Source organism: Streptomyces sp. Inha503 (assembly GCF_047215865.1).
Classification (GTDB): Bacteria; Actinomycetota; Actinomycetes; order Streptomycetales; family Streptomycetaceae; genus Streptomyces; species Streptomyces lycopersici.
Window position 1 is genome coordinate 870,239 of sequence record NZ_CP178360.1, and the last position, 23,935, is coordinate 894,173.

The 23,935-nt window shown below is 71.9% G+C and carries 23 protein-coding genes and 1 pseudogene; 16 read left to right on the forward strand and 8 right to left on the reverse strand.

Going from position 1 to position 23,935, the window contains the following annotated elements; translation table 11 throughout:
- Nucleotides 1–8: 8 nt before the first annotated feature.
- Together ACJX2R_RS03955 and ACJX2R_RS03960 are read right to left on the reverse strand one after the other, a co-directional pair.
- Nucleotides 9–1,199: an acyltransferase family protein gene (locus ACJX2R_RS03955; RefSeq protein ID WP_413098777.1), complete on the reverse strand. Its 1,191-nt coding sequence runs from the start codon at nt 1,197–1,199 to the stop codon at nt 9–11.
- A 122-nt stretch (nt 1,200–1,321) separates the two neighbouring features.
- Nucleotides 1,322–2,227, reverse strand: a complete 906-nt coding sequence (locus ACJX2R_RS03960) for an MBL fold metallo-hydrolase (RefSeq protein WP_413098778.1) — start codon at nt 2,225–2,227, stop codon at nt 1,322–1,324.
- A 114-nt stretch (nt 2,228–2,341) separates the two neighbouring features.
- Here ACJX2R_RS03960 and ACJX2R_RS03965 point away from each other — a divergent pair, with 114 nt between their 5' ends.
- From ACJX2R_RS03965 to ACJX2R_RS03975, 3 genes are all read left to right on the forward strand, one after another.
- On the forward strand, nt 2,342–2,551 hold the full coding sequence (locus tag ACJX2R_RS03965) for a hypothetical protein (protein ID WP_413098779.1): 210 nt from the start codon (nt 2,342–2,344) through the stop codon (nt 2,549–2,551).
- On the forward strand, nt 2,538–3,932 hold the full coding sequence (locus tag ACJX2R_RS03970; RefSeq protein WP_413098780.1) for an amidase: 1,395 nt from the start codon (nt 2,538–2,540) through the stop codon (nt 3,930–3,932). Before ACJX2R_RS03965 ends, ACJX2R_RS03970 begins: the two co-directional genes overlap by 14 nt.
- 70 nt (nt 3,933–4,002) lie before the next feature.
- Nucleotides 4,003–4,572 carry a TetR/AcrR family transcriptional regulator gene (locus ACJX2R_RS03975; protein ID WP_413098781.1) on the forward strand — a complete coding sequence of 190 codons (570 nt, stop codon included), beginning with the start codon at nt 4,003–4,005 and terminating at the stop codon, nt 4,570–4,572.
- 41 nt (nt 4,573–4,613) lie between these two features.
- Here the strand turns inward: ACJX2R_RS03975 and ACJX2R_RS03980 are convergent, their stop codons facing one another.
- Complete coding sequence (locus ACJX2R_RS03980) at nt 4,614–5,834, reverse strand: cysteine desulfurase-like protein (RefSeq protein ID WP_413098782.1); 1,221 nt, start codon at nt 5,832–5,834, stop codon at nt 4,614–4,616.
- Nucleotides 5,835–6,158: 324 nt separating this feature from the next.
- On the opposite strand from ACJX2R_RS03980, the gene ACJX2R_RS03985 reads away from it, so the two are divergent.
- From ACJX2R_RS03985 to ACJX2R_RS04000, 4 genes are all read left to right on the forward strand, one after another.
- Nucleotides 6,159–7,307 (forward strand): AI-2E family transporter, encoded by a 1,149-nt coding sequence (locus tag ACJX2R_RS03985; protein ID WP_413098783.1) that lies wholly within the window; start codon nt 6,159–6,161, stop codon nt 7,305–7,307.
- Nucleotides 7,308–7,368: 61 nt separating this feature from the next.
- Entirely contained in the window at nt 7,369–7,818 is a 450-nt protein-coding gene (locus tag ACJX2R_RS03990) for an RrF2 family transcriptional regulator (protein ID WP_413098784.1), read from the forward strand.
- Nucleotides 7,819–7,940: 122 nt separating this feature from the next.
- Nucleotides 7,941–9,152 carry a globin domain-containing protein gene (locus ACJX2R_RS03995; RefSeq protein ID WP_413098785.1) on the forward strand — a complete coding sequence of 404 codons (1,212 nt, stop codon included), beginning with the start codon at nt 7,941–7,943 and terminating at the stop codon, nt 9,150–9,152.
- A gap of 168 nt (nt 9,153–9,320) precedes the next feature.
- Nucleotides 9,321–10,139 (forward strand): class I SAM-dependent methyltransferase, encoded by an 819-nt coding sequence (locus ACJX2R_RS04000; RefSeq protein WP_413098786.1) that lies wholly within the window; start codon nt 9,321–9,323, stop codon nt 10,137–10,139.
- 57 nt (nt 10,140–10,196) lie between these two features.
- Here the strand turns inward: ACJX2R_RS04000 and ACJX2R_RS04005 are convergent, their stop codons facing one another.
- Complete coding sequence (locus ACJX2R_RS04005) at nt 10,197–11,207, reverse strand: methyltransferase (RefSeq protein WP_413098787.1); 1,011 nt, start codon at nt 11,205–11,207, stop codon at nt 10,197–10,199.
- 166 nt (nt 11,208–11,373) lie between these two features.
- Between ACJX2R_RS04005 and ACJX2R_RS04010 the strand changes: the two genes are divergently transcribed.
- The 6 genes and pseudogenes from ACJX2R_RS04010 to ACJX2R_RS04035 all read left to right on the forward strand — a co-directional run.
- Complete coding sequence (locus ACJX2R_RS04010; protein ID WP_413098788.1) at nt 11,374–13,119, forward strand: right-handed parallel beta-helix repeat-containing protein; 1,746 nt, start codon at nt 11,374–11,376, stop codon at nt 13,117–13,119.
- A gap of 33 nt (nt 13,120–13,152) precedes the next feature.
- A complete protein-coding gene (locus ACJX2R_RS04015) occupies nt 13,153–13,893 on the forward strand; it encodes a MerR family transcriptional regulator (RefSeq protein ID WP_413098789.1) in 741 nt (246 codons plus the stop codon).
- Complete coding sequence (locus ACJX2R_RS04020) at nt 13,890–14,573, forward strand: hypothetical protein (protein WP_413098790.1); 684 nt, start codon at nt 13,890–13,892, stop codon at nt 14,571–14,573. Before ACJX2R_RS04015 ends, ACJX2R_RS04020 begins: the two co-directional genes overlap by 4 nt.
- A 115-nt stretch (nt 14,574–14,688) precedes the next feature.
- On the forward strand, nt 14,689–15,279 hold the full coding sequence (locus tag ACJX2R_RS04025) for a TetR/AcrR family transcriptional regulator (RefSeq protein ID WP_413098791.1): 591 nt from the start codon (nt 14,689–14,691) through the stop codon (nt 15,277–15,279).
- Nucleotides 15,280–15,356: 77 nt separating this feature from the next.
- Nucleotides 15,357–15,644 carry a YiaA/YiaB family inner membrane protein gene (locus ACJX2R_RS04030; protein ID WP_262698358.1) on the forward strand — a complete coding sequence of 96 codons (288 nt, stop codon included), beginning with the start codon at nt 15,357–15,359 and terminating at the stop codon, nt 15,642–15,644.
- Nucleotides 15,645–15,762: 118 nt separating this feature from the next.
- A pseudogene (locus ACJX2R_RS04035) lies at nt 15,763–15,951 on the forward strand (LysR substrate-binding domain-containing protein); the annotation flags it as partial.
- Nucleotides 15,952–16,044: 93 nt separating this feature from the next.
- Here the strand turns inward: ACJX2R_RS04035 and ACJX2R_RS04040 are convergent.
- A complete protein-coding gene (locus ACJX2R_RS04040) occupies nt 16,045–17,040 on the reverse strand; it encodes a LacI family DNA-binding transcriptional regulator (RefSeq protein ID WP_413105768.1) in 996 nt (331 codons plus the stop codon).
- 216 nt (nt 17,041–17,256) lie between these two features.
- On the opposite strand from ACJX2R_RS04040, the gene ACJX2R_RS04045 reads away from it, so the two are divergent.
- Nucleotides 17,257–18,207, forward strand: coding sequence for a TIM barrel protein (locus ACJX2R_RS04045; protein WP_413098792.1), 951 nt, complete (start codon nt 17,257–17,259; stop codon nt 18,205–18,207).
- 321 nt (nt 18,208–18,528) lie between these two features.
- Nucleotides 18,529–19,395, forward strand: coding sequence for a sugar phosphate isomerase/epimerase family protein (locus ACJX2R_RS04050; protein WP_413098793.1), 867 nt, complete (start codon nt 18,529–18,531; stop codon nt 19,393–19,395).
- A gap of 74 nt (nt 19,396–19,469) precedes the next feature.
- On the opposite strand, the gene ACJX2R_RS04055 is transcribed toward ACJX2R_RS04050, so the two are convergent.
- Together ACJX2R_RS04055 and ACJX2R_RS04060 are read right to left on the reverse strand one after the other, a co-directional pair.
- Nucleotides 19,470–20,522, reverse strand: coding sequence for an acyl-CoA dehydrogenase family protein (locus ACJX2R_RS04055; RefSeq protein ID WP_413098794.1), 1,053 nt, complete (start codon nt 20,520–20,522; stop codon nt 19,470–19,472).
- Nucleotides 20,519–21,283, reverse strand: a complete 765-nt coding sequence (locus ACJX2R_RS04060; RefSeq protein ID WP_413098795.1) for a TetR/AcrR family transcriptional regulator C-terminal domain-containing protein — start codon at nt 21,281–21,283, stop codon at nt 20,519–20,521. The genes ACJX2R_RS04055 and ACJX2R_RS04060 overlap by 4 nt, the downstream gene beginning before the upstream one ends.
- A gap of 90 nt (nt 21,284–21,373) precedes the next feature.
- Here ACJX2R_RS04060 and ACJX2R_RS04065 point away from each other — a divergent pair, with 90 nt between their 5' ends.
- A complete protein-coding gene (locus ACJX2R_RS04065) occupies nt 21,374–22,915 on the forward strand; it encodes an MFS transporter (RefSeq protein WP_413098796.1) in 1,542 nt (513 codons plus the stop codon).
- On the opposite strand, the gene ACJX2R_RS04070 is transcribed toward ACJX2R_RS04065, so the two are convergent.
- Nucleotides 22,895–23,908, reverse strand: a complete 1,014-nt coding sequence (locus ACJX2R_RS04070) for an iron-containing redox enzyme family protein (RefSeq protein WP_413098797.1) — start codon at nt 23,906–23,908, stop codon at nt 22,895–22,897. The genes ACJX2R_RS04065 and ACJX2R_RS04070 overlap by 21 nt on opposite strands.
- Nucleotides 23,909–23,935: the final 27 nt, after the last annotated feature.

The following is a 23,935-nucleotide window of genomic DNA, read 5'->3' on the forward strand; positions in this document are numbered from 1 at the left end:
CATCTGGGTCATGGTGCGGGGTCCTGCTGACGCAGCGGTGCGGTCCGGTCGCCGGGCGCGGGGTCGGCGGCCGGTACGGAACGGCCGCGGGGGCGGGCGAAGTGGCGCATCATCGGCACCTCGACTCCGCGCCACAGCAGCAGCGACACCGCCACACAGAACGCCGACACCACCACGGACAACAGCGCGGCGGTCACCGTGTCGAACGTCCGCCGGTCCAGCAGCACCCGGATCTCGTACAGCAGCGGGAAGTGGACCATGTACAGCGCGAACGACGCCTCGCCGAGCAGCACCGGGCCACGGCGCCCGAGCAGGCTCTCCCGCCCTTCGATGTCGCGGGCGGCGATGGCCGGGATGAGGGCGGCCATCGGCAGACAGGTCGCGGCTCCCCACAGGTACTCCTCCGGCAGCTCGGTCCGCGCCGCGAAGACCCCGGCCAGGGCGAGCAGCGGCCACCGCGGACGCAGCGTCGGCCAGCGGTCGAGCTGGACCGCCCGGGCGAGCACCAGTCCGAGGACGAACTCCAGCAGCCGCACCGGCGGGAAGAAGTAGATCAGCCACCAGCGCTCCGTCGAGAGCGGCGACCAACTCCCGGGAGCGGCCTCGTCGGTGACGGCCGTCGCCACCAGCGGCATCGTCACCACCAGCGCCGCCACCAGGGCGATCACCGGCCAGAGCAGCCGTCCCGGGAGCGCGCGCACCGGCCGGATCAGCAGGGGGAAGAGGAGGTAGAAGAACGCCTCGCAGGAGATGGACCAGGTCACCGGATTGACGCTGCTGAAATCGGCCATGTCCGGCACCCAAGCGTGCACCAGCAGCAGATTCCGGACCGCCTCCCCCAGCCCCGGGTCCGGCACCGGAAGCAGCGCGGCGGTGCCCGTGGCCATGAGCAGACCCAGCATCAGTGACCAGGTCACCACATGGTTGGGGAAGATCTTCACCAGCCGACGGCGCCAGAACCGGACGGCGGTGTCGGCCGGAGAGGCGTTCCACGCCAGTACGAAACCGCTGAGCAGGAAGAACGAGGAGACCGCCGCCGCGCTCGCCATGGACGAGGCGTCGGCGGCCTCATAGACCCGCTGGTCCTCGAAGAATCTGCCCAGCGTCAGCACATGGCCCGCCAACACCACACCGGCCAGCAGAAAGCGAAGCCCGGTCAACGACGGCAGCCGACGCCCACGCGGCAACACACCGGCCACATCAGACCCCTCCCCATACGGAACAGGCACAGCACCCACGAGCCTGCCCGTCGCACCGCCCCGGCCCCAATACCGCCCCTACGGGAACATCCGGGCGAACACCACCACCCGCGGAGGGCGCGTCAGCGTGCGCCGGGGAGCACGGGCGAGAGCCGGTAGGCGTTCTCGTGGGTGATCACATGACCGGCGGTGGGCGGTGGGAAGTGGGTGCCGAGCAGGAGGGTGCCCGTGTCGGCGAGGGTGCCGAAGAGCTGGTGGCGGGTGGCCTCGGACTGCTCGGGGGCGATGTCGACGCACGAGCCGATGGCGGGGTGGGCGAGCTGGACGGGGTGGTGGACGCAGTCGCCGGTGATCAGCGCCCGCTCGTCGCGGCTGTCGAGCTGGACGGCGATATGGCCGGGGGTGTGCCCGGGCGTGGGAATCAGCCGCAGTCCGGGGATGACCTCGGTGCCCTCGTCCGGGACGTCGACCAGGTCGAGCCGTCCCGCGTCCTCGACCGGGATCACGGAGTCGAGGAACATCTGGGCGCGCGGCTCGTCCATGTCGTAGGCCGCCCAGAACTCCCGCTCGGTGCGGGAGGTGAGGTAGCGCGCATGGGGAAAGGTGGGCACCCATGCGCCGTCCACCTCATGGGTGTTCCAGCCGACGTGGTCGGTGTGCAGATGGGTGAGGATCACCAGGTCGATGGATTCCCGGGGGAACCCTGCGGCGGCCAGACGCTCCAGGTAATCGGTCCGCAGACCGTGCCAGGCCGGGTTGGCCCGCGTCTTGCCGTTGCCGATGCCGGTGTCGACCAGGACCCGCGCGCCACCCACCTCGAAGGCGAAGCTGTGGCTGGCGATGCGCAGGGTGCCGTCCTGGTCGGCGAAGTCGGGGCGCAGCCAGTCCTGTCGCGAAACCACGTCCGTGGTGGCGTCGGGCAGCAGCCATGGTCCGGTCCGCGGCGGCAGGAGCACCTCGTCGACGCGGTGGACGGCGATGTCGCCCACGGTCCAGAAGGGGATGTCGATGGCCTGGGGTGTGTGCATGGCCCGCTCTCTCTAAACGCAATCCGTTTGCCTTAAGCCATCGTAGGCCTTACAGTCGACTAACGCAAACAGTTAGCTTTTATCTCGATAAGACCTCGTTGAGGGAGACACACCTTGTCCGCCGCAGAACTCACCCCTCCGGAGGCGGCCCGCTGGGCCGCACGCGCCGGGCTCCCGCTGCCGGCCGAGCGCCACGCCGCCGCGGCGGCCACCGCCAACCACATCCACTCCGTCGTCGCCGTCCTGCGCGAGCTGGACTTCGGCGACACCCCGCCCGCCCCGGCCTACCGCGCGGAAGAGGAGCGGCACGATGCGCCCGTATGAGCTCTCCCTCACCGCGGCCGCCGACGCGATCCGGGCCGGTCTGCTGTCCCCCGTCGAGCTGGTGGACTCCGTCCTGGACCGCGTCGAGCGGCTGGAACCCCGGCTGAACGCCTACGCCACGGTGACGGCGGAGCGGGCGCGCCGGGCGGCGCGCGAGGCCGCGGACGACGCCGCGGCCGGCCGGCTCCGCGGCCCGCTGCACGGCATCCCGATGGGCCTGAAGGACCTGATCGACGTCGCGGGCGTGGCCACCACCGCGAGCTCCCGGGTCCGCGCCGACCACCGCGCGCGGGCGGACAGCACGGTCGCCGCCCGTCTGACAGCGTCCGGCGCGGTCCTGGTCGGCAAGACCCACACCCATGAGTTCGCCTACGGGCTGACCACCCCGCAGACCCGCAACGCCTGGGACACCGGCCGGGTCGCGGGCGGCTCCAGCGGCGGATCCGCCGTGGCCGTCGCCGCGGGCACCGCGGCCTTCGCCCTGGGCACCGACACCGGCGGATCCATCCGCGTCCCCGCCGCGCTCAACGGGGTCGTCGGCCTCAAGCCCACGTACGGCCTCGTCCCCCGCCACGGCGTCACCTCCCTGTCGTGGTCGCTGGACCACGTCGGCCCCCTCACCCGCACCGTCGAGGACCAGGCCCTGGTCCTGGCCGTCCTCGCCGGGCACGACCCCCGCGACCCCGCCTCCATGGCCTTCCCCGCGCGGGACCACCGGCCGGGCGCGGCCGAGGATCTGACCGGACTGCGCGTCGGCGTGCCGCGCAACTACTACTTCGAGCACGTCGACGCGGAGGTGGAGGCCGCGGTCCGGCGGGCCGTCGACCGGCTCGAGGCCCTCGGCGCCCGCCTCGTCGAGGTCGAGATCCCCATGACCCGCTACATCCAGGCCACTCAGTGGGGCCTGATGGTGCCGGAGGCCACCACCGCCTACCACGAGCGCACCCTGCGCGCGGCGCCGGAGCTGTACCAGACGGATGTGCGCACGCTGCTGGAGGCGGGCGAGCTGATGCCCGCCGGGGACTATCTGCGCGCCCAGCGCTCCCGGACCCTGATGCGGCGGGAGTGGGCGCGCATGCTGGAGGAGGTCGACGTGATCGCCGCCCCGACGGTCCCGGCGACCGCGGTGCCGTCCGGCCAGGAGACGATCACCTGGCCGGACGGCACCGTCGAAGCCGTCTCGGACGCCTATGTGCGCCTCTCGGCCCCCGCCAACCTCACCGGAGTGCCGTCGCTGTCCGTCCCGGTCGGCCACGACACGGCCGGTCTGCCGATCGGCATGCAGTTGCTCGGGCGGCCGCTCGGGGAGGGCGTGCTCCTGAGGGTCGGTCACGCCTACGAGCGGACGCGGCCCGTCCGCGAGCTGGCGCCCGCGGCCTGACGCGTCCACTGAACGCCCCCGGGGCGCCCCACCTGCCCAGAAGCAACGGATTTGCTTTAAGGTGGTACGAATGAGCAGGCAGATGGTGCGCCCCGGGGGGCGCAGCGCCCGGGTCCAGGCATCGGTGCACACCGCCGTGCGCGAACTGGAGGCGGAGGTGGGCCGCGACGGTCTCACGGTGCCGCTGATCGCCCAGCGCGCGGGCGTCACCCCCTCCACGATCTACCGCCGCTGGGGAGACCTCGCCCAACTGCTGTCGGACGTGGCGGTCGAGCGTCTGCGGCCCGACACCACGCCCCAGGACCACGGCGGTCTGGAGTCCGATCTGACGGCCTGGGCCGAGCAGTTCCTCGATGAGATGGCCTCCCCGGCCGGCCGTGCCTACATCCGCGACGCCCTGCTAGGCGACCCGGACGGCAGCAACGCCGGCCAGTGCTCGGCCTACGCCGCCGACCAGGTCGATGTCATCCTCACCCGCGCGGCCGGACGCGGGGAGGACACCCCCGGTGTCGAGACGGTCGTCGACCATGTCGTGGCGCCGCTGATGTACCGCATCCTCTTCCGCCCCGCCGGGCTCGACGCCGCGCATGCCCGCGGACTCGTGGCGGAACTCCTCGAAAGTGACGCCGCCGGGAAGTGAGACCGGCCCCTGAGTGCCATCGGGTGAGTGCCGGGGGTGAGTCAGCCGCGCGGGGCCGGAGTGCGCAGGAAGTCCGAAAGTGCCTCCAGCAGCCGGTCCACGTCCTCGGTGCTGGTGTAGGGGGCCAGGCCGATGCGCAGTCCCCCGGTGTCGCCCAGGCCCAGCCTGCGGGATGCCTCCACCGCGTAGAACGAACCGGAGGGGGCGTCGACGCCGCGGCCGGCGAGGTAGCGGTAGGCGTCGGTGGTGTCACGGCCGTCGATGGTCAGCAGCACGGTCGGGGTGCGGTCCACGGCCCGGGAGTGGATGGTGAGCCGGTCGAGGGCGGCCAGGCCCTCGTCGATGCGCCCGCGCAGCGTGGCCTCGTGCTCCTCGAGGGCCGCGAACGACGACGCCAGACGCTCCCTGCGGCTGCCTTCGGCGCCGGGGTCCAGGGTGGCGAGGAAGTCCACGGCGGCGCGGGTCCCGGCGAGGAATTCATAGGGCAGGGTGCCGAATTCGAAGCGCTCGGGAACGGCGTTCGTCGAGGGGAGCAGCTTGTCCGGGTTCAGGGTCTCCAGGAGCTCGGGTCCGGCTGCCAGCACGCCGAGGTGGGGGCCGAGGAACTTGTAGGGGGAGCAGACGAAGAAGTCCGCTCCGAGCCGCCGGATGTCGACATGGGCGTGGGCGGCGTAGTGCACGCCGTCCACGTGGAGCAGCGCCCCGGCCGCGTGCACCCGCCGGGAGATCTCCGGGATGTCCGGGCGGGTGCCGATCAGGTTCGAGGCGGCGGTGACCGCCACCAGCCGGGTACGGTCGCCGAGCTGGGCGCTGATGTCATCGGGGGTCAGCTCGCCGGTGGCGGGGTCGAAGTCGGCCCAGCGCACGGTGGCCCCGGCGGCCTCGGCGGCCTGGACCCAGGGGCGGATGTTGGAGTCGTGGTCCAGCCGGGACACCACCACCTCGTCACCCGGCGACCAGGTCTTGGCGAGAGTCCGGGAGAAGTCGTAGATGAGGGCGGTGGCGCTGCGCCCGAAGACGATCCCGGCCGGGTCGGCACCGAGCAGATCGGCCATGGCCCGCCGGGCCGACTGGACCAGGGCCTCGGCGTTGCGCTCCCCCGCGGTGAGGTGGCCGCGGTTGGCCAGGGGGTTGGCCAGCGCGTCGGAGACGGCCTCGATGACGGGGAGCGGGGTCTGGGTGCCTCCCGGGCCGTCGAAGTGGGCCGACCCGGCCTTCAGCGCGGGGAACTGTGCGCGGATGGCGGTGATGTCGTATGTCACGAGCGGCTCCTTGCGAAGTGCCTTGGCGAGCGGGTGACCAGGGCGATCTTAGGCAGGCACCGGTGCGGAACGGCAGGGGGCGAGGACGGCCGCCACGCCGGGGGAGGACGGCCGCCGCGCCGGGGGAGGACGGGCCGCCGCGCCGGGGAGAGTGTCCGGCGCCCGGACGGCCGCCCTGATTGAATCTGTACGTAGCGGGATGAATCACCCTCCTCTTCCGCCGCGCAGAACAGGGACGCAGAAGGCGGTGGCGCCGACGTGAGCAGCGACTCTCCTCCCCCGCCCGAGCGACCGGGAGGGCGGGGCGCACGCCCTCGGCGTGGCGTGACCGGCGGACCGGCGGGGCGGGCCTCGCGGGCGGTGGCGCGGGCCCGCCGCTCCGGCTCCGCGGCGCTGACGGCGGCGGTGCGCCGGGCGGGGGACGAGAACGGACGGGTCCATCCCGGGCTGCGGCTGGCCGCCGCGTACGCATGGCGTCTGATGGTCATCGGGGTGGCCGTCTACCTGGCGTTCACGGTGCTGGGGCGGTTCGAACTCGTCGCGATCGCGGTGTTCCTGGCGCTGGTGGCCACCGCCTTGCTGCGGCCGCTGGCCGATCTGCTGGCGCGGGTGTGCCCCAGGCCGCTGGCGGTGGCGCTGGCGGTGTTCGGCACCCTGTTCGCGGTGTTGGGGCTGCTGGCGCTGGTGGGTAACGCGGCGGCCGCGGAGGCGGGCCGGCTGGTGGGCGAGTTGCGCGGCGGGATCGGACGGATCGAGCGGTGGCTGGAGGGGCCGCCGTTCCATGTGCGGCACGGTGTGCTGTCGGGGGCCCACGACAAGGTCACCGCCTTTGTCTCACGGCATCGCGCGGCGCTGATCAGCAGGGCGCTCAGCAGTGCGGGGCGGGTTGTGGAGGCGGGCACGGCGGTGTTCCTGGCCCTGTTCTGTTCGATCTTCTTCATCCATTCCGGCGACCGGATGTGGCAGTGGTTCCGGGGTCAGCTCCCCGAGCGTGCCCGGTCCCCGTGGGAGCGCGCGGCGCGGGCGGCGTGGACCACCTTCGCCGGGTACACCCGGGGCATCATCGTCGTGGCGGCCTCCAACGCGACACTGGTCGGCATCGCCCTCTTCCTGCTGCGGGTGCCGCTGGCCCTGCCGCTGACGCTGCTGGTCTTCTTCGCGACGTTCGTCCCGCTGATCGGTTCGCCGATCGCGCTGGCCGTGGCGACGGTGGTGGCCCTGGCCGGGCGGGGTCCGGCCATCGCGGCCGTGGTGCTGTTGCTGATCGTGGCGGTCGGTCAGTTCGAGGGCCATGTGCTGCATCCGCTGGTGATGAGCTGGGCGGTGCGGCTCCATCCGGTGGTGGTGGCGATCTCGGTGATCGCCGGATCCATCGTGGCGGGGGTGGTCGGGGCGGTGGTGGCCGTGCCCATGGTGTCCGTCGCCTGGTCGGTGACGCGGGCGCTGCGCGGGCGGCCGCCCGGCGAAACCTGACCGACGCCGCACACACCCTCATAAATTGCATCTGAGATTCGCATTAACGTAATCTGCCGCCATGCGGCTGACGAAGTCAACGGACCTGGCGCTCCGCACGATCATGCGGCTGGCGGTCACCGGCCCCGAGCCCTGCACCGCCCGGCAGATCGCCGGGGAGATGCAGGTGCCGTACAGCCATCTGGCCAAGGTGGCGGCTCGGCTACAGCACCTGGGCCTGGTCGAGACACGGCGCGGACGGGGCGGCGGGCTGACGCTCACCGCGACCGGGCGCACCGCCTCGGTCGGCCAGCTGGTCCGGGAGTTCGAGGGGGTCGGCGATGTCGTCGACTGCGAGGGGGACGTGCCGTGTCCGCTGCGGCAGGGCTGCCGGCTGCGGATGGCGCTGCGCCGGGCGCAGGAGGCGTTCCTCACCTCGCTCGACCCCCTCACGGTCGACGATCTGGTGGCGTCCCCGACGGGCCCGGTGCTGCTGGGGCTGGTCGGGCGCGCGCCCGGACTGTCCCCATGAGGGCGTCGTCCGGGTTACGGAGCCCGGATCCCACCCCGCCGAGCCGTGCTGACGCGGAGGTCACCATGCCCGGTTCCCCCATGCCGCTGAATGCGAATCTGAGATACCAGTTAGGCCCGTCCATGCTCTCCCAGAAGTCCGCCGAGACCGTCCGCGCCACGCTTCCCGCCGTCGGTGAGGCCATCGGCACCATCACCGAGCTGTTCTACCGGAAGCTCTTCGAGGCCCACCCCGAACTGCTGCGGAATCTGTTCAACCGGGCCAACCAGGCCGCGGGCACTCAGCGGCAGGCCCTCGCGGGTGCCATCGCCGCGTTCGCCACCGCCCTGGTGGAGCGGCCGGGCACCCGCCCCGACGCCCTGCTGAGCCGGATCGCCCACAAGCACGCCTCGCTCGGGGTGAGCGCCGCGCAGTATCCGGTGGTGCACCGTCATCTGTCCGCCGCCATCGCCGAGGTGCTCGGCGACGCGGCCACCGAGGAGGTGACCGCCGCCTGGGACGAGGTCTACTGGCTGATGGCCAACGCCCTGATCGAGATCGAGCGGCGGCTGTACGCGGAGCAGGGCGTGCTGGTCGGCGGGACCTGGCGGCAGTGGGAGGTGGTCGAGCGGGTCCGGGAGACGGCCGATGTGGTCACCTTCCGGATCCGGCCGGCGGACGGCCGTCCCTCCCCGGCCTTCAAGGCGGGCCAGTATGTCTCGGTGCAGGTGGAACTGGCCGACGGGGCGCGGCAGATCCGCCAGTACAGCCTGACCAACGGCCCCGGCGCCACGGTGCGCTCCTTCTCCGTCAAGCGCGGGCACGCGGGCGATGGCCCGGCCGGTGAGGTCTCCGGCCATCTCCACGACCACGTCCGCGAGGGCGGCGAGCTCACCGTCTCCGCGCCCTACGGCGACGTCGTGCTCGACGCCACGGACACGCCGCTGCTGCTCGCCTCCGCCGGGATCGGCTGTACCCCGATGGTGGCCATGCTGGAGGAGCTGACGGCCCGCGGACACCAGGCCCCGGTCATCGCCGTCCACGCCGACCGCTCCCCCGCCGACCACGCGCTGCGCGCCGACCAGGAGCGGCTGGTCACCAAGCTGGCGCGGGGCAGCGCCCATACGTGGTACGAACGGCCCGAGGGCGACTGGCCGGCCGAGCGCACCGGCCTCGTCGACCTGTCCGGCATCGAGATCCCGGACGGGGTGCAGGCGTATCTGTGCGGGCCGATGCCCTTCATGCGGTCGGTACGGACCCAGCTGCTGGAGCGGGGGGTGAACCCCTCCGCGATCCACTACGAGGTCTTCGGCCCCGATCTGTGGCTGACGCGGGACGACGGCGAGGGCCACTGACGCCCACCGGCGCCCGTCCGCCCGATGTTGGCCGGATGAACTCGAATGGCCCAGAGGCCGGTCGCTTTTGCCGGGGGGAACGTGGGACCGTACGGACACGGGTTCTGCCCATTCCGTACGCAACCGTACGGAATGGTCCGTCCGGTACCCCCACATCGACGAGGAACCATGGATCGCGAAAAGATCACTCTCAGCGGCGCTCAGGAGACCTTGCTCGCCACGCTGTACGGCAGGGCGGTGGACAGCCGTTCACCGGACTCCATCCTGCACGACCACGCGGCCCGGGAGGCCGTGGAGCGCGTGGCCTACGACTTCGACAAAACGGGGATGACGGACACGACGGCCGTCGGCATCGCCCTGCGGGCGAAACAGCTCGACGACTGGGCCATGGAGTTCCTGGCCGAGCATCAGAAGGCGACCGTGCTCCATCTCGCGTGCGGTCTCGACACCCGGGTACAGCGCCTCGACCCGCCGCCGTCGGTGCGCTGGCTCGACATCGACTACCCCGAGGTGATCGATCTGCGCCGGCGGCTGCTTCCCGAGCCGTCGGGGAACTACGAGATGGTCGGCGCCTCGGTGACCGATGAGGCATGGCTGCGCGAGGTCCCGGACGACCGGCCCACCGTGGTCGTCGCCGAGGGGCTGACGATGTATCTGCGCAAGGAGGAGGGCAAGCGGCTGATCCAGCGGATCACCGAGCGGTTCCCCAGCGGCCAGCTGCTCTTCGACGTCTACGGGCCGCTGGGCATCCGGCTCCAGAAGATGGTCCCCGCGGTGCGCAACGCGGGCGCCACCCTCCACTGGGGTCTGGACGACCCCCATGAGGTCGAGAGCTGGCATCCCGGGCTGACCTGCCTCGACGCGGTGCGCAGCGTGGACATGCCGGGGGTGGAGAAGATGCCGGCCTCCGGCCGGATGAGCATGCGGGTGATGGCGCGTCTGCCCGGTTTCCGGGATGTGGGCCGGATTCTGCGCTACCGCTTCTAGTGGCTCCGGCCCGGCGCCGGGTCGGTTCCGGCGCCGGGCGGGGCGGTCAGATGACCGCTATTTGATGCCCACCAGCATGGAGTAGCCGCCCGTCAGCGGTTCGATCCGGCTGCCGCTGAACCCCGTCTCCGCCAGCCAGGCGCGGCCGTCGGCGGCGGTGTACTCGAAGCCGGACCGGGTCTCAATGAGCATGTTCAGGCTGGCCAGCAGGCCGAAGGTGTTCTCCTTGCGGTCGTCGTCGATGATGGCGTCGTAGACGAGGACCGCTCCCCCGTCGGGCAGCGCGTCATACGCCTTCTTCAGCAGCAGCCGCTTCTCCTCCAGGCCCCAGCCGTGCAGGATCTGGCCCAGTACGATCACATCGGCGCCGGGCAGGTCATCGGTGAAGAAATCGCCGCCGTGGAAGGTGAGCCGGTCCCCCAGGCCGAAGGACGCCACGTACTTCTCGAAGACGGGCCGCACCCGGGGCAGTTCGAAGACACCGCCGCTCATATGGGGGTGGCGCTGGGCCACCGCCACCGGGACGCACCCCACCGCTCCGCCGACGTCCAGCACGGTCCGGTAGTCGGCCCAGGGGAACCGCTGGGCTATCACCATCGCCTTGCCCATGCTGAGCCCGGTCATTCCGTGCAGGAATCGCTCAAGACCCTCCTGGTCGTGGTAGATGGCGTCGAACACCTCGCCGCCGTGCTTGTGCTCGTTCTGCGGTTTCCCCGTTCGCAGCGCCTCGGTGAGCGACCCCCAGAAGGGATACAGCCGGCTGTTGGCCATCTCCAGGATGCCGCCCGCATAGGTGGCCTTCCCACGGTCGAGAAAGGTGTCGGCGGACGGGCTGTTGCGGTACACGCCCTCGGATCGCTCCAGGAATCCGAGGGCCACCAGCGCGTCGAGGAAGTCGGCTGCGCCGCGCGGGTGCAGTCCGAGCGCCCCGGCCAGGTCACCGCCGGTACGGGGGCCTTCGGCAAGCCGGGAGAAGAGATCCAGCTCCACCGCGGTGAGCAGCGCCTTCGACGCCATGAAGCCGAGCCCGACCTCAAGGATGGGCTCGGGGCTGATCTCGTGCCGCATAGGGCTCCCTCACTGTTCCCGGATGTGCGCTCTCGCCGTACCTGGCCGTATTCGGACCTCCTTACGCTACCGTCCCGTTGCCCCCTACACGGGTCGCCGACCGGACGGCCGCGACGGACGGGCCGGACTCTTGACACCCCGCATGACAGCGCTTTCTATTCAACGAATGACATCTGGACGACGATCCGTCAGACGCGGCCGACGGCCGCTCGGCCTTCTCGCGGCCGCCGCCCTCGGCGCGGCCACGCTGGTCGCGCACCCCGCCGCCGCACACACCGCACCGGCCGCGCGGACCGTCCCGGCGGCCAAGGGCACCACCTACTACGTCGACTCCCGCTCCGGGGACGACGGGGCGCCGGGCACCAGCGCCGCCAGGGCCTGGCGCAGCCTCGACCGCGTCGGCCGGACCACCTTCCGGGCCGGGGACCGGATCCTGCTGAAGGCCGGTGGCTCCTGGAAGGGCCAACTGTGGCCGAAGGGCTCGGGCGAGAGGAACCGTCCGATCGTCATCGGCGGCTATGGCACGGGGCCCAAGCCGCGCATCCGCGGGGAGGGCACCGTCGATGACGCGGTGCGGCTGTTCAACCAGGAGTACTGGGAGATCCGTGATCTGGACGTCAGCAACGAGGCGCCCGCGACCGGGACTCCGGGCGGGAATCTGCGGGATCTGCGCGGTATCCATGTCTCGGGCGACGACTCGCGGCGGCTGGACCACTTCGTCATCGACGGCGTCGATGTCCATGATGTGACCGGTGAGGTCAACTGGATCGGCGGCGATGTCTCCGGCAACGCCCCGGGAGTGCGCTTCAAGACCGGATGGGACCGGTCGAAGCGCACCGGGGGCATCGTGTTCGACACGACCGTCCCCGACATCACCGCACCGCCGCCCGCCGCGACCGTGCTCCACGACGTCCAGGTGCGGAACTCCACGGTGCGCGACACCTCGTTCGCGGGCATCGTCGTCAAGCAGTACACCGGCGACGCGAAGGACGCGAACGACGCCCCCGTCGCGGTGCCGACCGGCTGGGGCACCCGGACCTCACCCGATGACACCGCCTTCACCCCGCATACGGACATCACGATCCGGAACAACTACATCTCCCAGGGCGGGACGGCTTACGGCTGCAACGCGATGTATCTGACCAATGTGCGCGGCGCCGTGGTCGACCACAATGTGGTGGACGAGGCGGGGACATCGGGCATCGAGGCGTACTACGCGGACGATGTGGTGATCCAGCGCAATGAGGTGTACCGGACGGAGCAGAAGGCCGGGGGCGCCGACTCCAACGGCATCGACGCCGACAAGGGCACCACGCGGGTGCGGATCCAGTACAACTTCGTACACGACAACGGCGATGGCATTCTGCTGTGCCAGTTCTCCTTCGGCGATGTCGTGGTGCGGTACAACATCCTCAGCGGGAATTCCCGGTATCCGCTCTATCTGCACTCCGACCGGGCCGCTTCGGCCGAGGTCTACAACAACACGGTGCACAATCCGGCGAGCCGGTATGTGGTCTACGGCTACGGCTCCTCCCTGAACGCACGCTACGACCTGCACGACAACGCCTTCTCCTCGAAGGTCGCCGGCGCGAGCCTGACCACCAGTCCGACCACCACTTACACCAACAACTTCTACGGCGGTGCCCCGTTGCCCGTCCCCGCCACCGACCCCACCGCGCGCACGGGCGATCCGCTGCTGGTGAACCCGGAGGCGTCCGGGCCGTACGGCACGGCCGACAGCGGACCGCGGCTGGGCACCGCGCTGGGCTTCGCTCCCCGGCCGGGCTCACCCCTGATCGGCACCGGCACCGTCATCCCGGACAACGGCGGCCGTGACTACCGTGGCACCCCGCTCTACCGCGGCCGCCCCGATGCCGGCGCCGTCGAGGGACCGCCGGGCGGACGCGCTTGACCTTGTCGCAGCGGCAGGGTTTCTACTGGCCACATGCGCATCGGAGAAATCGCCGCGCTCGTCGGGGTCACTTCCCGGACCGTGCGGCACTACCACCACATCGGTCTGCTGCCCGAGCCCAAGCGGCGCGCCAACGGATACCGGGTCTACACCCTCCGGGACGCCGTTCTGCTGGCCCGGATCCGGCGGCTGACCGAGCTCGGGCTCGCCCTGGACGAGGTGCGGGACGTCCTCGCGGACGACGCCGGGCGTGAGCTGGCCGAGGTGCTGGGCGAGCTGGACGCCGATCTCGCCCGTCAGGAACACGAGATCCAGCAGCGCCGCAAGGTGCTGGCGGCGCTGCTGCACGGCCCGCTCACAGCGGACGCACCGCTCTCCCCCGCGCTCGTGGAGCTCCTGAAGGTGGCGCCCGCCACCTCCTCGCCGACCGCCGTCAAGGACCGCGAGCACCTGATGCTGCTCGAGGGGATGATCGGCGGGGACGCGGTGTACGCGGCGCTGCGGCCGCTGGCCGGGGACCCCGCCGTGCTCCCGATGTACGAGCGGCTGGACGAACTGGATGAGGCCACGGCGGACGATCCCCGGATCGCGCCGCTGGCCGAGGAGCTGTCCGCCGCCGTACCGGACGAGGTGCTGGCGGCCATCCCGGACAGCGGCCCCACGGCGACCGGCTTCGAGCAGGCGCTGCTCGACGACTACTCGCCCGCCCAGGCCGAGGTGGTGCGCCGGGTGATGGAGCGGCTGACCGTCCGACGGGGCGGGAGGGCGTCATGAACCGGCCGTTCGCACGGGCGGCGGGGTGGGCGAAAGGCGTGGCGGAGACCCTGATCCCGCTGGTCGCGCGCCGGCTCCTGCTGCACGAGGCGCGGGCCCTGCACAGCCTCGGGCTGTGGGTGCTGCGCCGCCGCCACCAGGTCCCCGAGGGGGCGCTGGCCGTCGCCTACACCGGGCCCCAGACGGCCATGATGTACGGGATGATCTTCGTGTCGGTCATCGAGACGGTGGGGCTGGCCCTGGTGATCCCCTGGCCGGTGGTGCACGCGATCCTGCTCGTCATCGATGTGTACGGGGTGGTGCTGATCCTCGCCCTGCACGCGGCCTGTGTGGTCCGGCCGCATGTCGTGGGGTCCGACGGCTCGCTGCGCATCCGCTACGGCGCACTGTTCGACCTGCGGGTTCCGGCCGCCACCATCGCCACCGCCCGGGTCGACCGGCGCTATCCGGACGGGCGGCTGGTGCGGCTGGGCCCGGACGGGGTGCTCGACCTCGCGGTGGGCAGCCAGACCACGGTGACGGTGGAGCTGACGGAGCCGGTGCCGTTCGTACGGCCCCTCGGGCGGCGGGGCGTGGCCCGTACGCTCCGGTTCCACGCGGACGATCCACGGGCAGCGGTCGCCGCGCTCACCCGGGCCCGGACCGAGGTGGCGCCGGACCCGCCGGCGGCGCCGAGGTGACGGCGGTTTGGTCGCCGGGCCCCGCTCTGGCATCATAAGCAAACGGAACCTGGCTCCGGTAAAGGCACGGAACGCCGTTCCGCTTGACAGGTCCGGCAGTGGAGGGAGCGGCGCGGTGAACGACGGCGACAAGGGCGCGGGACCCTCGGCCCGGTCCAAGCGGGCGGACGCCCGGCGCAATCAGGAGACCCTTCTCGACGCGGCCGCCTCGGTCTTCGTCGCCTCGGGCGTGGAGGCGCCGGTGCGCGACATCGCGGCCAAGGCCGGTGTCGGGGTGGGCACGATCTACCGCCACTTCCCGACCCGGGCCGACCTGATCATCGCCGTCTACCGGCACCAGGTCGAGGCCTGCGCCGAGGCCGGTCCGGCCCTGCTGGCGAGCAGCGCGACCCCGCATGCCGCGCTGGGCCAGTGGATCAATCTCTTTGTCGACTTCCTGGTCACCAAGCACGGCCTCGCCGCCGTGCTGCGGTCCGACAACACGAGCTTCGACACGCTCCACTCGTACTTCATCGACCGCCTCCTGCCCGTGTGCACCCAGCTGCTCGACGCCGCGGCCGACGCCGGTGAGATCCGATCCGGCCTGAAGGCGTACGAGCTCATGCGCGGCGTCGGGAACCTCTGCATCGGCGCCGAGCACGACCCCGGCTATGACGCACGCCGACTGGTCGCCCTCCTCATCGAGGGGCTGCGCCAACCCCATTGACGGCACCCCGTGTCTGAGTACGTACCTGAGTATCCGGACGGATGCGGAGCCGACCGCATCCGCCCATCCTTGTCCGCATGAGTGAGACTCCGGTCAAGCAGCAGAGCACGGCCGCGTTCTACGGTCAGGCGATCGCCTCCTTCGCCGTCGCCATGGCCGCCACCGCCGTCGGCATCTTCCAGCTGAGCGCCGACGCCTGGGTGCGCGGTTTCCTCGGCATCTCCGTGCTCTACCTGGTGACCTCCGCCTTCACCCTGGCCAAGGTGATCCGGGACCGGCAGGAGGCCGGGCAGATCGTCAGCCGGGTCGATCAGGCGCGGGTGGAGAAGCTGCTCGCGAACCACGATCCCTTCGAGAAGCTGTAGACCTGCCCGCGCCGTCCGGCGCCACTCGTCGCGCACCACGTCTCCCGGGCGGACGATCTCGCCGCCGATCAGGACGGGTTCGGCCATCGGGCCCACGGTCTCCTTGACCGTGCCCTTCATGCAAGCGTCGCTCCAGCCCCGGGTGATCGGTGAGCTCGAATCGGTCCTGACCCTGGTCAGCGCCGTGGGCGCGGAACTCGGGGCGACGGTGCTGCCCTGGTCGGCGGCGCGCGCCATCCTCGATGTGCGGAACCTGGAGGTACGGCGGATCGTCGAGCCGGCCATCCAGGTCAAGCTGTCCCTCTGCACCTCCGACCACCAACCGCTGTCGGAGCCCGCCCATGCCGTGCACGACCTGTTCCACGAGCTGATCACCGACTTCGGCCAGCCCCTCGCGCGTTCACCCGCCCGGGGGCGGTCCGCTGGTGCCCCGCACCGTCAGCTTCGGGTCCAGCACCGCCTCCCTCGGCTCCGAGACCGCGTTCTCCAGCCGCTCCACGGCGAACCGCACCGCGTACTCGGCCATGAGCACCGCGTCCTGGCGGACCGTGGTCAGGCCGATCGGCATCAGATGGGAGAGGTGGCTGTCGTCGTAGCCCACGACCGACAGATCGCGCGGAACCTCGACGCCCGCCTGCGCCAGGGTCATCAACAGCCCCATGGCACAACGGTCGTTGCCCGCGAGGACCGCCGTCGGCAGGGGCCGGCCGTGGTCGCGCTCGGCCAGCAGCAACCGCCCCGCGTCGATGCCCGACTGCTCGGTGTGCTCACCCGGGATCACCCGTAGCTCACGCTCCAGGCCATGGCGGCGCATCGCGGCCCGGTAGGCGCGGCGGCGCTCGGCCGAGCCCGGTCCCCGGCCTCCGTCGATGTGCACGATCCCGCGGTGGCCCAGTTCCACGAGATGCTCCATGGCCTGCCGTACGCCCTTGCCCTCGGCCGTGTGCACGCTGTCGACGCGGGCGTGGGGCACCCGGCGGCCGACGGAGACGGCGACCGTGCGGTGTCCCAGTGCGTCGAGGTCCACGGGCTGTGCGTCGGTGCCGAGCAGGATCACCGCCTCGCAGCGGTGGCCGAGCAGCGCCTCGACGGCCTTGTCCTCGCCACGCCCCTGGGCGGTCGCGGAGAGCAGGACGTCGTAGCCGAGCCGCTCGGCCTCGGGGTAGATGCCCTCGACGAGGTCGGCGTGGAAGGGCTGGCGCACGGTGAACATCACGCCGAGCGTGCGGCTGCGGCCACGGGCCAGCAGCCGGGCAGCGCTGTCGGGCCGGTAGCCGATCTCGTCGGCGACGCGCAGCACCCGCTCGCGGGTCCGCGGGCTCGCCCCCGGCTGATCGCGGAAGACGATCGAGACCAGCGCCCGGGACACACCCGCCTTCTCGGCGACGTCCGCCATGGTGGGCCGCTGCCTGCCCGATGTTTCCACCTGTGACCACCCTCCGACGCGGCCCAACCTTACGGGCAGTCGTGAAATCCCCCGGCAACAAGCTATTGACATGACATTCGGACAGCGGCCATCGTACTCGACTAGAGCGCACTAGTAGAGCGCACTAGCCACCCCGTTCCCCCCGATCCGCGACTCCGTCCTCCCCCTCCGCAGAAGGACCACGCCATGGCAACGGCGCCATCCCCTCTCCGCACCACCGCGGGCAACCTGTGCCTGGGCTCCGCCCCCGACTCCTGGGGCATCTGGTTCCCCGAGGACGAGCACCAGGTGGCGTACACCCGCTTCCTCGACGAGCTCGCCGCGGCCGGCTACCAGTGGCTGGAGCTCGGCCCGTACGGCTACCTGCCCACCGACCCGCGGCGGCTGAAGGCCGAGCTCGACGCGCGCGGTCTGCGGGTCTCCGGCGGCACCGCGTTCGGAGCGCTGCACCGCCCCGGCGCCTGGGACGAGGTGGTCGCCCATGTGCGTGGAGTGGCCGAGCTGACCGCCGCCGCGGGGGCGCACCACCTGGTCCTGATCCCGCCCATGTTCCGGGACGAGAAGACCGGTGACTACACCGAGCCGCCCGAGCTGACCGCCGAGCAGTGGGCGGGCTTCGGCCGGTCGGCCGACCGGCCGGGCAGGCTCCTGCTGGACGAGTACGACATACGTCTGGTGATCCACCCGCACGCCGACAGCCACATCCAGACCCAGCCGGAGATCGAACGGCTGCTGAACGAGTCCGACGGCCGCTACACCAACCTCTGCCTGGACACCGGACACGTGGCCTACGGCGGCGGTGACAACCTCGATCTGACCCGCCGCTTCGGCGAGCGCGTCGGCTACGTCCACATCAAGCAGATGGATCCCGCCGTGCTCGCCCAAGTGGCCGCCGAGAACCTCTCCTTCGGTGAGGCCGTGAAGCGGGGCGTGTGCGTCTCCCCGCCCGCAGGGGTGCCGAACCCGGCCGATGTGGTGGGTGAACTCGCCGCCCTCGACGCCGAGTTGTTCGTCATCGTCGAGCAGGATCTGTATCCGTGCGCGCCCGATGTGCCGCTGCCCATCGCCGTCAGCACCCGTGAGCACCTGGCCGGCTGCGGCCTCACCGGAACCCGACGCCCGGCTCTCGACCGGTAGGGGGACGGCCATGGACGTCAGGGACGACGCGAACATCGGCCAGGCCCGCGCCACCGAGGTGGTCTCCCCTATCGGCGCCACCGCGCTGCCCACGGCGGCAACCTGATCCACTCCCCCGGCGTGGACGCCGTCCTCGTCACCTCCTGGGGTCCGACCCACGCGGAGGCCCGACCGTGCCGGACTCCTACGTCTCCGCGATGGCGGCCCAGGACACGGCCGTCCAACCGTCATCACCGACGCCGCCGTCCAGTCCCTGGAGTCGGGCGGCCAGGTCATCACCGTCGACATGAAGCCCCGACCCACGTTCTACGGAGCCACCTCGTGAAAATCGCACTCGACCCCTATATGCTCCGCGCGCTGCCGCTCGACGAGATGGTGCGCACGGTCGCCGAACTCGGCTACGAGTACATCGAGTTGTCCCCGCGCGACGACTTCATGCCGTTCTTCCTCCACCCGCGGGCGGATGTCGAGCGCGTCGCGGAGCTGAAGCGGGCCCTGCGCACGCACGGTGTCCAGCTCTCCTCCGTGCTGCCGCTGTACAAGTGGTCCTCGCCCGACGAGACCGAGCGGCAGACCGCCGTCCGCTACTGGAAGCGCATGATCGAGATCACCGCCGACCTCGAATGCCCGCTGATGAACTCGGAGTTCAACGGCCGCCCCGAGCGCGCCGCCGAAAGCGAGGCCGCCTTCTGGCGCTCGCTGGAGGAACTGCTGCCGCTCTTCGAACGCGAGGGCATCGCCCTCAACCTCGAGGCCCACCCGGACGACTTCTGCGAGGAGAACACCCCCGCGGTCGACCTGGTCCGCGCCATCAACAAGCCGTGGGTGAACTACCTCTACTGCGCTCCGCACACCTTCCACCTCTCCGGCGCCGAGCCGACGGCGGACATCGCGGCGATGATGGCTTACGCGGGCGACAAGCTCCAGCATGTGCACATCGCGGACTCCTTCAACCACAAGGGCTCCTCCGGGCTGCGTTACATCCTCAACCCGCCCGGCACCCCGGCCCGTATCCACCAGCACCTGGACATCGGCCAGGGCGAGGTCGACTGGGACACCTTCTTCGGCACCCTCCGCGAGCTGAACTTCGACGGTGTCGCCACGTCCTGCGTCTTCGCCTGGGAGGAACGGGCGCGGGAGTCCTCCGCCTTCATGCTGAACCGCATCCGCAAGGAACTCGCGGCGTGAGACACGGCGGCCGTGCCCGGGTGGAGCGCCGCCCGGGCCCGGCCGCCGCTCCGGGCCCGGAGCGGGCGGGCGGGTCAGCCGCGCAGCGCCCGCAAGTGGGCGCTGCGGACATCCGCGGTCTGGCCCTGCACCACCAGGAACAGGCCCTCCCGGGCCAGCCGCTGGGCGGGGCTGCCGAGGCCGAAGGCCCGGCCGCCGCCCGCCACGATCGCCGCGGTGGTGGCGGCGCGCAGCATGTCGTAGGCCCGGGTCTTCACCGCGAGCCGGTCCGCCAGGCGTTCGCCCGGGGGAACCTCGTCCACCAGCGCGTACGCCTCCCGGCGCACCTCGCGCAGCCGCTCGCCCAGCACCTGCGCCGTCTCCTTCGCCTCCGCGTCCCCGGCGGCCTCCAGCAGGTCCAGGGCGGCGCCGGCCACGCCGAAGACGGCCGGGTTGGGGTTGGTGTTCTTCGGCCGGTCCGCGACCGCCCACTCCGCGTAGGGGCGGCTCCAGACCACCGCCTCCTCGGGCACCACCAGGCCGTCCAGCTCCAGGCCGACCGTACGGGTGCCGGTCAGCGCGGCGAGTTCGAGCCGCGGTGTGGGCCGCAGACCGGGCCGCTCACGGGCGTCCGCGAAGGCGAACAGCGCCTCGCCGTCGTCGGTGACACCCGCGAGCAGCATCACATCGTTCAGCCCCCAGCCGGTGTACCACGGCACCCGGCCGTCGAAGCGCCTGCCGCCCGGGACCCGGGCGACCCGCACCGGTGTGCGGGGGAAGGCCCGCAGATGGGAGAAGGCGATACCGGACAGCAGCGTGCCGTCGCACAGCGGCCGCAGCAGCCGTTCGCGCGCCGGGGAGTCGGCGGCGGCGAGCATCCTGACCGGGCTGTGGTGCTGGGCCTGGACGAAGTAGGTGGAGCAGCACGCCCCGGCGAGGATTTCGGCGATCTCGCGGGCCACCGCGTCCGGCGCCTGCGCCCCGCCGTACGCCGCCGGGCCACTCACCCCGAGCACCCCGGACCTCTTGACCTCGCCGATCGCGGCCGGGGAGACCCCCTCGCGGTCGGCGGTCTCGGCGCCGGGCGCCAGCACCTCGTGGGCGAGGCGCCGGGCCGCCTCGACCAGCGTCGTAGCCGAGGCGGTCATGACCGCCCCTGGGCCTCGGGGGACGCCAGACCGGCCAGTAGCAGGCGCATACCGCGGTGGAAGTGGGCGTCCCAGTCGTCCTCCTCGAGGAGCGGGAAGTGTCCGGCGAGGGTGGGGTATTCGTCGATGTGGTCGCGGATGTGGGCGTCCACCGCCGAGCGGGTCGCCGCCTCGTCGGAGCGCTGCCGCCACACCGCTTCGGAGGAGGCGGAGCCGATCACATAGTGGGTGATGGTGGCCGCGGCGGACGACAGGTGGATCCCCGCGAAGCCGCCGGTGGTGAGCGCGGTGTAGGTGAACTCCGAGCAGCGCAGGGCGTTGGGCCCCATGAGGGGGCGGGAGTTGGCCAGGGCGCCGGCCCATGGGTGTCGCAGCAGGACCGAGCGCAGGCCGGTCATGAACGCCTCGATGTCGTCCTGCCATGAGGCGCCGTGCCGCTCGGGGAGGTCGAGTTCGGCGAAGACCGCGTCGAGAGCGAGGTCCAGGACGTCGTCCTTGGTGGCCACGTGCCAGTAGAGGCTGGTCGCGTGGGCGCCGAGCCGCTCGGCGAGCCGGCGCATGCTCAGCTTCCGCACACCGTCGCGGTCCAGCAGTTCGACGGCGGTGGCGATGATTCGCTCATGTGACAGCTGAGGCCGTGGGCGGGAGGTCTTCCCGGTGCGGAACCACACCGCTCCCGGTGCGCCGTCCAGCACCTTCTTCCCCTGGTCCGCGTCCGTTTCCTTGTTCCCGTCCGGGTTCTCGTCCGGCTTCGCGCTCACGAGCCCGCAGCCTACCCCTTTGCGGTCACCGCTCCACCGCTCATACAGTGCTGGGTGGAATCCAACAGTGTAGGAGAACGAGGGAGAGTCATGAGCGACGAGGAAAGCCATCCGCGCCGGTGGGCGATCCTGGTGGCCCTGTGTGCCGCCCTGCTCGTGATCGTCATCGACAACACCGTCCTGCATGTCGCGGTGCCCGCCGTCGGCGATGCCTTCGACGCCTCGACGGACCAGCTCCAGGCGGTGATCGACGCCTATGTCGTGGTCTTCGCCGGGCTCCTCATCACCGCGGGGGTGCTCTCCGACCGCTACGGCAGGAGGCGCGCCCTCGTCGTGGGGCTGCTGGTCTTCGGGACGGCGTCGGCGCTGGCCGCGGCGGCCCCGTCGGTGTGGTGGCTGATCGCGGCGCGGGCGCTCATGGGGGTGGGCGCGGCGCTGGTGATGCCCGCGACGCTCGCGGTGCTCGTCGCGGTCTTCCCCGAGCGGGAGCGCCCGCGCGCCTTCGCGGTGTGGAGCGCCGTCGCCTCCGTCGGCATGGCGGCGGGGCCCCTGCTCGGTGGCGCCCTGGTGGACGCGTGGAGCTGGGCGGGGGTCTTCCTGATCAACGTTCCCGTGGTGGCGGTGGCCCTGTTCGGGGTCGTACGGCTGGTGCCGGAGACCCGGGCGCCCGACGGCCGGGGGCTGGATCCGTACGGCACCGTCCTGGTCACCGCGGGCATGACCGGCCTGGTGTGGGCCCTGATCGGGGCCCCGGCGCACGGGTACACCGCGCCCGCGGTGGTGGCCGGGGCGGCGGTGGCGGTGGCGGCGCTGGTCGGCTTCGGCGTACGGCAGCGCCGCTCCGCGACCCCGATGGTCGATCTGCGGCTCTACCGCGACCGGCGGTTCTCCGGGGCGGGTTTCGCGGTGGCGGTGATGACGATCTCCACGGGCAGCACCCTCTTCGTGCTGAGCCAGTATCTGCAACTCGTCCTCGGCTACAGCGCGTTCGAGACCGGGCTCGCCGCGGTGCCGCTCGCCGCGGGGGTCGTCGCGGGCTCGGCGGTGGGCGGCCGGGCGCCGGCCGGATTCGGTGCACGGACCTGCATCGTCGCCGGATTCACCGTCACCGCGGCCGGATTCGCGGTGCTGGCCTCGCTCTCCGAGAGCGGCGGCTTTGGGGTGGTGTCCATCGGGCTGGGGCTGGCGGGCCTCGGATCCGGTATCGCTGGCCCCTCTGCGACCAGCACGGTGCTGGGGGCGGTGCCGCCCGAGCGGGCCGGTATGGGCTCCGCGCTCAACGACACCCACCAGCAACTCGGCATCGCCCTGGGCGTGGCCGGGCTGGGCGGCCTGCTCGCCACCGTCTACCGGGGCGAGCTGCCGGACGGTCTGCCCGAGGACGCGATGTCCTCGCTCGGCGCCACCCTGTCGCACGCCCGGGGCCGCGCGGACGGCGAGGCACTGGCCGAGGCGGCCCGCTCGGCCTTCACCCACGCCCAGTCCGTCACGATGAGCGTCGGCGTCGCGGCCGCCCTGACCGGCGCGGCCGTGGCACTGCTCGCCCTGCCGGGCCGCGCCTCCCGGGCGGTGGCACCCGAGCCGGAGTCCGAGAAGGTGGGGCAGCCGGGGTCACAGCGGGACACGGAGTGAGGAGCGGCCCTTCCGCCAGGCGTCCAGGACCTCATCGGCGAAGCGGTCTTCCAGGAAGACGGTGGCATCGACGCCGAACGCCACGTCCGCGGCGAGCCCGGGTTCGCGCTTCAGGAGGTCGTCGATCACCTCATGGCGTACGACCTGCTCGTGTACGGCGTCGGCCTCCACGTGTTCGGTGTAGAAGAACACCGCCGCCTCGCCCGCGCCCAGCCGTCGCAGGGCCCGGGCCAGCCGGTCGGAGGCGGGCGAGGAGGTGATCTCGACGGTGGCGAAGTGGCCCACCAGGGCACCGCGCAGCGCCCTGTGCAGTCCCAGCAGCGACATCATGTTGACCACCGCCAGCATCCGCGCCGACGTGGCGTCCAGGTAGTGGTTGTACGTCGGGTCCAGACCCAGGTCGGCCATCAGAGCGGCGAACAGCTCCGCGTGCACCCGGTCCCCGTGCCCGGCCCCGAACTCGTCGTACTCCACGGCCGCCATCGCCGCCTTGGCCCGGCCCCGCAGCCGTGGCAGGACCCACACATGCGGGTCGGCCTCCTTGAGCTGGTAGAGCGACCGCTGCGCGATGTACTCACGCAGTTGCCACAGCTCGCCCTCGTCCCGGAGGAAGTGCGACACGCCCGTCCCGTCGGCGGGCTCCACCAGCAGCCCGGACACGGCGGCATCCGGGTCGTCGTGCGTGGTGGCGTCGGAGCGCAGCGCGGCCAGGAAACGCCGCTCCAGCGTCTGCCGCGTCCGGAGCAGCTCGGGATCCCACTCCCATGCGTCGTCAACACCGGAGAAGCCCTGGTAGTGGAGTTCGTAGCACACATAGAGCGCGAGCTGGAGATCGTCGCCGTACGGGTCGGCCGTACGGAGCGACCGGCCGCCGGGCAGCGTCGCCCCGCCGGGCTCGCGTACGAGGGCGTCGACGAGCGCGCCGGACACCTCTCCCCGCGCCGTGGGCAAGGGCAGCGGCCGGGTCGTCGTCGCGGGGTGGGTGTCGCTCACCGTTCCTTCTGCTCCGTCCGCCTCTGT

Bases quoted from the DNA above. Each gene is read 5' to 3' on its own strand.
- ACJX2R_RS03960 (WP_413098778.1), bottom strand. From the start codon at position 2,227: ATGCACACACCCCAGGCCATCGACATCCCCTTCTGGACCGTGGGCGAC.
- ACJX2R_RS03970 (WP_413098780.1), top strand. From the start codon at position 2,538: ATGCGCCCGTATGAGCTCTCCCTCACCGCGGCCGCCGACGCGATCCGG.
- ACJX2R_RS03975 (WP_413098781.1), top strand. From the start codon at position 4,003: ATGAGCAGGCAGATGGTGCGCCCCGGGGGGCGCAGCGCCCGGGTCCAG.
- ACJX2R_RS03990 (WP_413098784.1), top strand. From the start codon at position 7,369: ATGCGGCTGACGAAGTCAACGGACCTGGCGCTCCGCACGATCATGCGG.
- ACJX2R_RS03995 (WP_413098785.1), top strand. From the start codon at position 7,941: ATGCTCTCCCAGAAGTCCGCCGAGACCGTCCGCGCCACGCTTCCCGCC.
- ACJX2R_RS04000 (WP_413098786.1), top strand. From the start codon at position 9,321: ATGGATCGCGAAAAGATCACTCTCAGCGGCGCTCAGGAGACCTTGCTC.
- ACJX2R_RS04005 (WP_413098787.1), bottom strand. From the start codon at position 11,207: ATGCGGCACGAGATCAGCCCCGAGCCCATCCTTGAGGTCGGGCTCGGC.
- ACJX2R_RS04010 (WP_413098788.1), top strand. From the start codon at position 11,374: ATGACATCTGGACGACGATCCGTCAGACGCGGCCGACGGCCGCTCGGC.
- ACJX2R_RS04015 (WP_413098789.1), top strand. From the start codon at position 13,153: ATGCGCATCGGAGAAATCGCCGCGCTCGTCGGGGTCACTTCCCGGACC.
- ACJX2R_RS04020 (WP_413098790.1), top strand. From the start codon at position 13,890: ATGAACCGGCCGTTCGCACGGGCGGCGGGGTGGGCGAAAGGCGTGGCG.
- ACJX2R_RS04030 (WP_262698358.1), top strand. From the start codon at position 15,357: ATGAGTGAGACTCCGGTCAAGCAGCAGAGCACGGCCGCGTTCTACGGT.
- ACJX2R_RS04040 (WP_413105768.1), bottom strand. From the start codon at position 17,040: ATGGCGGACGTCGCCGAGAAGGCGGGTGTGTCCCGGGCGCTGGTCTCG.
- ACJX2R_RS04045 (WP_413098792.1), top strand. From the start codon at position 17,257: ATGGCAACGGCGCCATCCCCTCTCCGCACCACCGCGGGCAACCTGTGC.
- ACJX2R_RS04055 (WP_413098794.1), bottom strand. From the start codon at position 20,522: ATGACCGCCTCGGCTACGACGCTGGTCGAGGCGGCCCGGCGCCTCGCC.
- ACJX2R_RS04065 (WP_413098796.1), top strand. From the start codon at position 21,374: ATGAGCGACGAGGAAAGCCATCCGCGCCGGTGGGCGATCCTGGTGGCC.